This window comes from Mycetocola manganoxydans (genome assembly GCF_003667545.1).
GTDB lineage: Bacteria > Actinomycetota > Actinomycetes > Actinomycetales > Microbacteriaceae > Mycetocola_A > Mycetocola_A manganoxydans.
Genome location: NZ_RCUV01000006.1, coordinates 170,671 through 180,367, shown reverse-complemented (window position 1 = coordinate 180,367; position 9,697 = coordinate 170,671). Strand labels below are relative to the sequence as shown.

Annotated in this window: 11 protein-coding genes; 8 read left to right on the top strand and 3 right to left on the bottom strand. The window is 66.4% G+C overall.

Annotated elements, in window-relative coordinates; all coding sequences use genetic code 11:
- Nucleotides 1–20: 20 nt before the first annotated feature.
- The gene (locus tag D9V29_RS06440; protein WP_121672510.1) at nt 21–1,241 is read right to left on the bottom strand and encodes an MFS transporter; all 1,221 of its coding nucleotides are present in this window, start codon (nt 1,239–1,241) and stop codon (nt 21–23) included.
- 169 nt (nt 1,242–1,410) lie between these two features.
- Here D9V29_RS06440 and purU point away from each other — a divergent pair, with 169 nt between their 5' ends.
- Genes purU through D9V29_RS06425 form a run of 3 tightly spaced genes read left to right on the top strand, consistent with a single transcriptional unit; the run spans nt 1,411 to nt 4,012 of the window.
- Nucleotides 1,411–2,286: a formyltetrahydrofolate deformylase gene (gene purU / locus D9V29_RS06435; RefSeq protein ID WP_373294820.1), complete on the top strand. Its 876-nt coding sequence runs from the start codon at nt 1,411–1,413 to the stop codon at nt 2,284–2,286.
- Nucleotides 2,283–2,660, top strand: a complete 378-nt coding sequence (locus D9V29_RS06430) for a YrdB family protein (RefSeq protein ID WP_121672509.1) — start codon at nt 2,283–2,285, stop codon at nt 2,658–2,660. The genes purU and D9V29_RS06430 overlap by 4 nt, the downstream gene beginning before the upstream one ends.
- The gene (locus D9V29_RS06425) at nt 2,657–4,012 is read left to right on the top strand and encodes an FAD-binding oxidoreductase (RefSeq protein WP_121672508.1); all 1,356 of its coding nucleotides are present in this window, start codon (nt 2,657–2,659) and stop codon (nt 4,010–4,012) included. The genes D9V29_RS06430 and D9V29_RS06425 overlap by 4 nt, the downstream gene beginning before the upstream one ends.
- Nucleotides 4,013–4,079: 67 nt before the next feature.
- Here the strand turns inward: D9V29_RS06425 and nagB are convergent, their stop codons facing one another.
- On the bottom strand, nt 4,080–4,859 hold the full coding sequence (nagB, locus tag D9V29_RS06420) for a glucosamine-6-phosphate deaminase (protein WP_121672507.1): 780 nt from the start codon (nt 4,857–4,859) through the stop codon (nt 4,080–4,082).
- 120 nt (nt 4,860–4,979) lie between these two features.
- Between nagB and D9V29_RS06415 the strand changes: the two genes are divergently transcribed.
- Entirely contained in the window at nt 4,980–5,399 is a 420-nt protein-coding gene (locus tag D9V29_RS06415; RefSeq protein ID WP_121672506.1) for a hypothetical protein, read from the top strand.
- Nucleotides 5,400–5,461: 62 nt separating this feature from the next.
- Here the strand turns inward: D9V29_RS06415 and D9V29_RS06410 are convergent, their stop codons facing one another.
- Nucleotides 5,462–6,676 (bottom strand): NADP-dependent isocitrate dehydrogenase, encoded by a 1,215-nt coding sequence (locus D9V29_RS06410; protein ID WP_121672505.1) that lies wholly within the window; start codon nt 6,674–6,676, stop codon nt 5,462–5,464.
- Nucleotides 6,677–6,868: 192 nt separating this feature from the next.
- On the opposite strand from D9V29_RS06410, the gene D9V29_RS06405 reads away from it, so the two are divergent.
- The 4 genes from D9V29_RS06405 to D9V29_RS06390 are packed head-to-tail and all read left to right on the top strand — an operon-like array spanning nt 6,869 to nt 9,697.
- Complete coding sequence (locus D9V29_RS06405; protein WP_121672504.1) at nt 6,869–7,318, top strand: GNAT family N-acetyltransferase; 450 nt, start codon at nt 6,869–6,871, stop codon at nt 7,316–7,318.
- Nucleotides 7,287–7,625, top strand: a complete 339-nt coding sequence (locus D9V29_RS06400; RefSeq protein ID WP_121672503.1) for an MGMT family protein — start codon at nt 7,287–7,289, stop codon at nt 7,623–7,625. Before D9V29_RS06405 ends, D9V29_RS06400 begins: the two co-directional genes overlap by 32 nt.
- A gap of 54 nt (nt 7,626–7,679) precedes the next feature.
- Nucleotides 7,680–8,030 carry an ArsR/SmtB family transcription factor gene (locus D9V29_RS06395; RefSeq protein WP_121672502.1) on the top strand — a complete coding sequence of 117 codons (351 nt, stop codon included), beginning with the start codon at nt 7,680–7,682 and terminating at the stop codon, nt 8,028–8,030.
- Nucleotides 8,027–9,697, top strand: coding sequence for a SulP family inorganic anion transporter (locus D9V29_RS06390; protein ID WP_220699929.1), 1,671 nt, complete (start codon nt 8,027–8,029; stop codon nt 9,695–9,697). Before D9V29_RS06395 ends, D9V29_RS06390 begins: the two co-directional genes overlap by 4 nt.

The window sequence follows — 9,697 nt, the reverse complement described above, 5'->3', positions numbered from 1 at the left end:
CCGCGGGCGGCTAATGGCCGTCACCGGGTCCGGCGACGCCCGGCAAGGAGGGTCGCGACCACAACGGCGAGACCGACGAGCACCAGCACGATCGTCGCGACAGGCAAGGCGCTGAGCCCTCGCCAGTCGAGCAGGAGCGCGCCGACCAAGGCACCTCCGCCGATGCCCATGTTGAACGCCGTCGTGTAGAACGCACTGGCGGTGTCACGAATCCTCGCGCTCGCGGTGTGCAACAGTCGGGTCTGCAGGAGCGGCGGCACGAGCCCGAAGGCGAGTCCCCACAACACGATCCCTCCGAGCGACAGCCAGAGAGTCGACGTCGCGACTGCTGCAACTCCGACGCCGACCGCGGTGGCGACAAGGCCGAGAACCAGCCCGAGCCCGGTCCGCCGGCCGAAGATCGTCCCGGCGAGGACGAGGCCGACGGCGCCTGCGGCTCCGTACGAGAAGAGCACAGCGCTGAGGTACTCGGGTTCGACTCCCATCCCATCGATGAGGAACGGCGCGATGAACGTGTAGAACGTGTAATTACCGATCATGACGATCGCGACGGTGACACAGAGCACGCCGACGGCGAGGACGGTCGGGTCGCGGCGCGACCCGGCGTCAGCGGCCACGGACCGGTCGCGCTCAACGGGCGGCAGCCAGACGAGGACGGCGAGGACGCCGAGGAAAAGCGCCCCCGCGATCGCGGCGAACGCCCAGCGCCACCCGACAGCCTGGCCGAGCGCGGTGCCGAGCGGCACTCCGAGCACGAGGGCGAGCGTGCCGCCTGCGAGGGTGATCGAGACGGCCCTGGCGATGTGTTCCCGGTCGACGAGGTGCGCGGCGTACGCGGGAACCATCGCCCAGAACAGGCCGTGCGCGAGGCCGCCGAACACGCGCGTCGCGACGATCAACTCGTAGGTGGGGGCGAGGGCGGTGAGGAGATTACTCAGTCCGAGCACGGTGAGGATGCCGAGCATGAGGGCGTGCCGCGGAATCCGGACCGTCAGCGCGGTGAGCGGTGCGCTCGAGATCACGACGGTGAACGCGAACACCGTCACGAGGAGCCCGACCTGTGACGGTGAGACTCCGAGCGATGAACTCATCTCCGGGAGGAGGCCCGTCGGAATCATCTCGCTCGACACAGAGAGAAAGACGGTCGCCGACAGGGCGATGAGCCCGATCCACGGGAACGGGAGCGGACCAGCAGGTGGCCGCACGGCGAGCGGCACGACGGGAAGAGGGGAAGTGGTCATCGGGAAGTCCAACGACGGCGTTCACTCGGCCGCCGAAGCGAGAGCCGAGTTCGTCTACGCGCCGATGTGCGCGCCCAGGGCCGAGCGGAATGCGCTGACCGTCGACCAGTCTAACGGAGCGAGCGCCAACAGGGCGTCCGGCAGCATCCGACTGCAATAGCCTAGGAGCGTGACTATCCCCGACGCCCCCCGTGAGCCCCTCAACCACTGGGTTTTGACCTTCGTCTGCGCCGACCGCCCGGGCATCGTTCACGCGATCAGCGGGGCGATCGTCTCTGCTCGAGGCAACATCACCGAGAGCCAGCAGTTCTCCAGCGCTGACACCGGCCGGTTCTTCATGCGACTGCAGGTCGAATCCCCCGGCGATCGAGCCGAGTTCGAGGCGGTCCTCGTTCCGATCGCGGAGGAGTACGAGATGACCTGGCGGCTCGACGACGTGGGCCGCCCGCTGCGTACGCTCGTGCTCGCATCGACGGCGGCGCACTGCGTCAACGACCTGCTGTTCCGGCAGCGTGCGGGGCAGTTGAGCGTCGAGATCCCGCTCGTGCTCTCGAACCACGGAACGCTCCGTGACATTGCCGCGTTCTACGGGGTTCCGTTCGAGTCCCGGCCGGTGACGGATGCCGCGTCGAAGGCCGCATTCGAGCGCCGCATTCTCGAAGTCGTCGACGAGTTCGACATCGAACTGGTCGTGCTCGCCCGGTACATGCAGATCCTCTCCCCCGAGCTGTGTGAACGCCTCGCCGGCCGGGCCATCAACATCCACCATTCCTTCCTCCCCGGTTTCAAGGGCGCAAACCCGTACCGTCAGGCACACGCTCGCGGCGTGAAGCTCATCGGGGCGACGGCGCACTTCGTCACGAGCGACCTCGATGAGGGGCCGATCATCGAGCAGAACGTCGTCCGCGTCGACCATTCCCGAAGCGCTTCAGAACTCGTCGCCATCGGCCAGGACGAAGAGAGCCGCACCCTGACCCAGGCCGTCAAGTGGTTCGCGGAGGATCGCGTGCTTCTCGACGGCGCCCGCACGATCATCTTCAAATGACGAACGTCTACACTGGACCGGTGCCGGAATCCAGCGACAAAGTCAGTGTCACCCCCAATGACATCCTCCGTTTCTTCCTCGAAATCTTCGCGGCGATCAGCCTCGGCATTTGGGGGTTCCTGTCCTGGCCGATGCCCTGGAACATCGTCATCGGCCTCCTGCTGCCCGTCGTCGCGATTCTGCTCTGGGGGCTCTTCCGCTCCCCCAAGGCCGTGTTCTCCGTCGACGTCTACGGAAAGGCGATCGTCGAGATCGCCGTCATGGGTGCCGCAGCCCTCGCCTGGTGGGACCTCGGCGTGCCGGTCGTCGCCGTCGCGTTCGGTCTCCTCGCGACCATCAGCGGAGTGGTGAACGGCAGGCGGGAACTGGCGTGACCGACGTCCTCGCGAGGCTCGTCGCCGAACTCGGCGATGCCGTCGTGACGGATGCCGTGGCGCTCTCGATCGCGCAGGCAGACAAGTCCGGCCACCGGTCGGCATCCGCTCCCCTCGCCCTTGTCTCCGCGCGGTCGATCGCCGATGTGCAGACCGTCCTGCGTATCGCGACGGAAACCGGCACTCCTGTTGTCACCCGCGGGGCGGGCACCGGGCTCGCCGGCGGCGCGATCGCGTCCGGCGGTGAGATCGTGCTTTCCACCATGGCGATGAACCGCGTCCTCGAGATCAACGAAGCCGACCAGCTGGCCGTCGTCGAACCCGGCATCCTCAACGGCCGGTTCAATGAGATCCTCGGCGAGCGCGGCTTCTGGTTCGCGCCTGACCCCGCTTCGAAGGCGATCTCGACGGTCGGAGGCAACATCGCCACCAACGCGGGCGGACTGTTGTGCGCCAAGTACGGCGTCACCCGCGACGCTGTGCTCGGCCTCAAGGTCGTGCTCGCAGACGGCCGTCTGCTCGACCTCGGCCACCGCAGCGTCAAAGGCGTCACCGGGCTCGACCTGACCGCGCTCATGGTCGGTTCGGAGGGGCTTCTCGGTGTCATCGTCGAAGCGACGGTGCGCATCCGCAGGGCCGTCCCCGGCGTCGTCGCGACGATCGCCTCTTATTTCCCCAGCGTGACGGATGCCGCGGCAGCGGCCGCCGCGATCACAGCGGCGGGGATCCAGCCCTCCGTCATGGAACTGATGGACTCCGCCTCGCTCGAGGCGGTCTCGACCCTGCTGTCCCTGCCTGGGATCACGACGGGCGAAGCCCACCTCGTCGTCCAGACCGATGGGCCGGCCGCGCAGCAGGAAGCGGATGCAGCACTCGCGATCCTGCACTCCCTCGGCGGCCGGGCGTCCCTGTCGACCGATCCCGTCGAGGGCGAGCGCCTCCTCGCCGTCCGCCGGTCGATGCACCCGGCGATGGAACGCCTGGGGACGACGCTGATCGAGGACGTGTCCGTGCCGCGCACAGCGCTGCCAGCGATGTTCGCGGAGATCGTCCGGATCGAGCAGCGGTACGGCATCCGCATCCCCACCGTCGCTCACGCCGGAGACGGCAACCTTCACCCGAACTTCATCTTCGAGGGCACCGAAGTCCCCGACATGATCTGGCAGGCGGCAGACGAATTGTTTGCGACGGCGCTCCGGCTCGGCGGAACCCTCACCGGTGAGCACGGGATCGGAATCCTCAAGAAGCGCTGGCTCGGCCTGGAGCTCGGCGATGACCAGCTCGACCTTCAGCGTCAGATCAAGCGAGTCTTCGACCCGCAGGGCATCCTCAACCCCGGCAAGGTGTTCTAGAGAACGCGAGTTGCCCACCTACACGGGTTGCGCCCGCCTGGCACCCGCGAAACCGGGCAACTCGAGCTCAGATGCCCTGCCACTCGGGCTTGTTCGCCCAGGTGTACCGGTAATAGTCCGCGAGCTGCAGCTGAGATGCGGCTGCCTCGTCGAGAACCACGGTGGCGTGCGGGTGCAACTGGATCGCTGACCCGGGAACCATTGCCGTCAGCGGTCCCTCGACGGATGCCGCGACGGCCGCCGCCTTCTTCTCCCCGAACGCGAGCAGTACGAGATGGCGGGCGCGCAGAATCGTTCCGAGTCCCTGCGTGATGCAGTGCATGGGAACCTGGTCCGGGGAGTCGAAGAAGCGCGCGTTGTCGCGGCGGGTCTGCTCCGTCAGAGTCTTCACTCGGGTGAGCGAGGCGAAGGACGAGCCGGGTTCGTTGAATCCGATGTGACCGTCGGTGCCGACACCGAGGATCTGGAGGTCGACGCCACCGGCGGACATGATCGCGCGTTCGTACTCGCTGCCCGCCGACTGGATGGTGTCGACCGCTCCGTCGGGCACGTGGATGAGCTTCGGATCCAGCCCGATCGGCTCGACGACCTCACGGGTGATGACCGAGCGGTAACTCTCCGGGTGCGAGACCGGCAGCCCGACATATTCGTCGAGCGCGAAGCCGGAGACCCGGCCGAGGTCGAGCTGCGCTGCCCTCGCCGCGAGCGCCTGGTAGACCGGCAGCGGTGTGGATCCGGTCGCGAGGCCGAGCACGGCATCCGGCTTCGACGCAATCAGTGAGGCGATCGCATCCGCGACGAGCTCACCAGCCGCCTGTGCGTTCTCGACGATTACGATCTCTGCCATTGCGCCCGCTTTCTTTGCTCCGAACTCCCAGTTTGGCAGAACCTCTCCCCCGGCGTTTTCCAGAGAGCTGCTGATAGTGTGTGTGCCAAATCCCCCGCCGAGAAAACCAGAGGATCTCCTGTGCCCACACTCCGTTCCGCCCGAGTATCCGCTCTCGGCATCCTTGCTGTCGCCGGACTGCTGCTGACGGGTTGCGCCGGCGGCCAGTCGACGGCCGACGCCTGCACCATCGTGCAGACCACCATGGAGAAGGCCCAGGAAGACCTCTCGGAGAGCGTGACGTCGTTCGGCAGCGATCCCGCCGCCGGCGCAGACGCCGTCGACGACCTCGCCGCATCCTTCTCCGGCGCGAACGAGAAGATCAGCAACGAAGAGGTGAAGAAGACGACGAACGCAGCCGAGAAGGCGCTCGATGCCTTCGCGGTCGAGATGCGTGCGGCCGCAGACGACCCCGAGAACATCGAGACGACGGCACTGACCGACGCTCTCGGCGACATCCAGACCACGTTCGCCGACGTCCAGACGGTCTGCAAGCCCTGACCCCGCCCCGTCAACGACGAATGCCCCCGATCTCGTGATCGGGGGCATCCGTTTTTCCGGGCTTAGCCCAGGCGGGTCTTGAGGTTCGCCGTGATCTCGGCGAGGAATTCCTCGGTCGTCTGGAATGCCTGGTCAGGTCCGACGAGGAGCGCGAGGTCCTTCGTCATCTTGCCGGACTCGACCGTCTTGATGACGACGTCCTCGAGCGTCGCGGCGAACTCGATGAGCGCGTCGTTGTTGTCCAGCTTCCCGCGGTGGGCGAGCCCCCGCGTCCAGGCGAAGATCGACGCGATCGGGTTGGTCGACGTCGGCTTGCCCTGCTGGTGCTGGCGGTAGTGGCGGGTCACGGTGCCGTGCGCCGCCTCAGCCTCGACGATCTTGCCGTCCGGCGTGGCCAGAACGCTCGTCATCAGGCCGAGCGAGCCGAAGCCCTGCGCGACGGTGTCTGACTGGACGTCTCCGTCGTAGTTCTTGCAGGCCCAGACGTAGCCGCCCTCCCACTTCATGGCGGATGCCACCATGTCGTCGATGAGGCGGTGCTCGTAGGTCAGACCGGCAGCGTCGAACTGCTCCTTGAACTCGGCGTCGAAGATCTCCTGGAAGATGTCCTTGAACCGGCCGTCGTATGCCTTGAGGATGGTGTTCTTGGTCGAGAGGTACACCGGGTAGTTGCGGGTCAGGCCGTAGTTGAGGCTCGCACGCGCGAAGTCACGGATGGACTCGTCGAGGTTGTACTGCACCTGTGCGATGCCGTCGCCCGGGGACTGGTAGACCTCGAACTTCTGGGGCTCGGAGCCGTCCTCGGGGGTGAACTCGACGGTGAGGGTTCCCTTGCCCTTGAACAGGAAGTCGGTCGCGCGGTACTGGTCGCCGAACGCGTGGCGGCCGATGATGATCGGCTTGTTCCAGCCCGGCACGAGGCGCGGGATGTTCGAGATGATGATCGGCTCGCGGAAGATGACGCCGCCGAGGATGTTGCGGATGGTCCCGTTCGGGCTCCGCCACATCTTCTTGAGGCCGAATTCCTCAACGCGTGCTTCGTCGGGGGTGATGGTCGCGCACTTGACGCCGACGCCGTGCTTCTGGATGGCGTGAGCGGCGTCGATCGTGATCTGATCGTCGGTCTCGTCACGCTTCTGGATGCCGAGGTCGTAGTACTCGAGGTTCACGTCGAGGTACGGGTGGATCAGGGTGTCTTTGATGGACTGCCAGATGATGCGGGTCATCTCGTCGCCGTCGAGTTCGACGACGGTGCCTTCAACCTTAATTTTTGACAATGAAGAGCTCCTAGTCTGTGGGGCCTTACCGGCCGCGGTCCAGCTTACCCGAGGCTCGCAACTATCTTGATATCGAGACATCTTGCCGTGCCACATCCTGCCTGCGATCGCGGGCGTGAACAGCGCGTGAATTGTGTCACGCCCGGTAACCGAGCTACCCGTCCGGCTCTACTTGGCGATACCCTTGGCTGCATGCCTGAGCTCAGACTTGAAGAACTGTCCGCCTCAACCATCGTCGCGGTCAATGCACTGACCCTGAAGCCCGGCCAGGAACAGTTCGTCGCCCCGGTGTCGTATTCGGTGGCCGCAGCGGTCGTGAACCCCGAAACGAGCTGGCAGCGGGTCGTTCTCGACGGTGACGAGGTCGTCGGCTTTGTCCAGGCGAACTTCGACCAGGACAGTGACGACGAGTTCGCGAGCATCCTGTGGCGGATCAACGTCGATGCAGACGACCAGGGTCGCGGCGTCGGCACCTACGCCGTCAAGGCGCTAAGCGAGGAAGCCGCCAAGCGCGGCTTCGACCATGTCAATGTCATCTTCGAGCCCGGCGAATCCGGACCGGAGCAGTTCTTCCTCCACGTCGGATTCGAGCCCGTCGGCGAGACGCAGTATGGCGAGACCATCGCCGTCCGCAAGCTCTGACCCCGACCGGCTCGGGCCGGACGAATTCGTCGACGCCGTCCTCGATGTTGTCGCTGGTATCCCCCCTGGGCGCGTCATGGCTTACGGCCAGGTCGCCGCAACGCTCGGCTCGCGGTCAGCCCGCGGCGTCGGGCGGGTCATGTCCCGGTACGGCGGCGAGGTGCCGTGGTGGCGCGTCGTTCGCGCCGGCGGGCTGCCGCCGTCCTGCCATGACGACGAAGCCCTGCAGCACTACCGCGCTGAGGGGACCCCGCTCGTGACGCGTGCCGACGGGGGTTACCGCGTCGCGGCATCCGCTTTTCTCTGATCGCGCGACGTTCATTAGTTGCATATCTAGCTATCTAGCGATATAGCTAGATACATGGAACAAAGTCAGCTGCCCGTCGCTGAACTCAAGGCAGAGCTCTTCAAAGCGCTCGGCCACCCGGTGCGCATCCAGGTTCTTGAGCAACTTGTCTCCGGCGAGCGTTCGGTCGGATCGATCGCCGAAGCGCTCAATTCCGAGGTGTCGAATCTCTCCCAGCAGCTCGCGGTGCTGCGTCGCGCCGGTGTCGTGAGCACCAGACGCGAGGGGAACACCATCTTCTACGCACTTCGACACCCCGCGATGTCCTCCATCCTGACAACCGCGAGGCAGATGATCCTCGATGGACTCCGTGACCGGGCAGACCTCCTCGCCGGCCTGGACGACTCAGCGAGCCGGCGAGCGTGACGACCGGGCCGACAGATGCCCGGCGCGGGGCGGGCCGATTCGGACGCCTTCTGCCCCGGGTCTCCGACTACACCGCCATGGCGCGGAGTCCGCTCCGTGATCTGCTCGCCGGCGCGACCGTCGCGATCGTCGCTCTCCCGCTCGCGCTCGCCTTCGGGGTGGCATCCGGGCTTGGAGCGGGCGCCGGACTCACGACGGCCATCCTCGCTGGAATCATCGCCGCGATCTTCGGAGGCAGCAACCTGCAGATCTCCGGTCCGACCGGTGCGATGACTGTTGTCCTCGTTCCCGTCGTGCACAACTTCGGCGTCGGCGGTGTTCTGCAGGTCGGCCTGATGGCGGGTGTCCTGCTGATCATCCTCGCGGTGAGCGGGGTCGGAAAGTTCGTTCGCTACCTCCCTGCTTCGCTCATCGAGGGCTTCACCGTGGGAATCGCCGTGGTGATCGCTCTCCAGCAGGTACCCAACATGCTTGGCGTTGCACCCGGTGACCAGGAACAGGTCCTCCCCCTCGCTGCGGACGCCGTCGCTCGGTTTCTCGAAGACCCCAACTGGATCCCGCCCGTCATCACCGTCGTTGTCGCGGCGATGATCCTGATCGTCGCGCGGCTGAAACCGTCGCTTCCCGTGTCGCTGATCGCCGTGATCGCTGTGACGGCGACCGCGGTCGGTGCCGGTTTCGCCCTGCCATCGATCGGCGAGCTCCCCGCACCCATCGGCAGTCCATCCGCTGCGTTCCTCGATTGGGGCAATGCGGCATCCCTGCTGCCCAGCGCGATCGCCGTCGCAGCGCTCGGTGCGCTGGAGAGCCTCCTCTGCGCCACGGTTGCGGATGGCATGCGCGTCGGCGAGGAACACGATCCGGACCGGGAGTTACTCGGTCAGGGCCTCGCGAACATGGTCGTCCCATTCTTCGGTGGCGTGCCTGCGACGGCGGCGATCGCCCGAACCGCCGTGAACGCACGCGCGGGGGCCGCGTCGCGGCTGTCTGCCATCAGCCACTCGGCCATCCTGCTCATCGTCGTGCTGGCGATCAGCCCGCTCGTCGGACTGATTCCGCTCGCCGCCCTCGCCGGCGTTCTCCTGGCGACAACCATCCAGATGGTCCAGGTGGGAGCGGTTCGGGCACTCCTCGCATCGACCCGCTCGGATGCCGTTGTTCTCGTGCTGACCTTTTTGGTCACTGTCCTCGTCGACCTCGTCACCGCCGTCGTTGTCGGCCTCGCCGCCGCTGCGATTCTCGCACTGCGGGCCGTCGCCCAATCGGCCCAGCTCGAACAGGTCCCCCTCGATACCACCGACCACTTCGACGAAGAGCGAGCCCTAGCCGACGAGAACATCGTGGCGTACCGGTTCGACGGCCCGCTCTTCTTCGGTGCCGCGCACCGCTTCCTGCTCGAACTCGCGGACGTGAGTGACGTCTCCGTCGTCATCCTCCGGATGAGTCGCGTGACGACCCTCGACGCGACGGGCGGCCTCATGCTTGATGACGCGATCGCGCGGCTCGAGCGCCGCGGCATCGTCGTGCTCGTCTCCGGGGTCCGGCCGGGTCACGGCGAAATCCTGCGTAGGCTCGGGACCGCCCCTCACCTGCGTGAGCGAGGCAGGATCTTCGAAGACACCCCGGATGCCATCGCGCACGCGAGAGGGATCGTCGCCTCCCCGTGA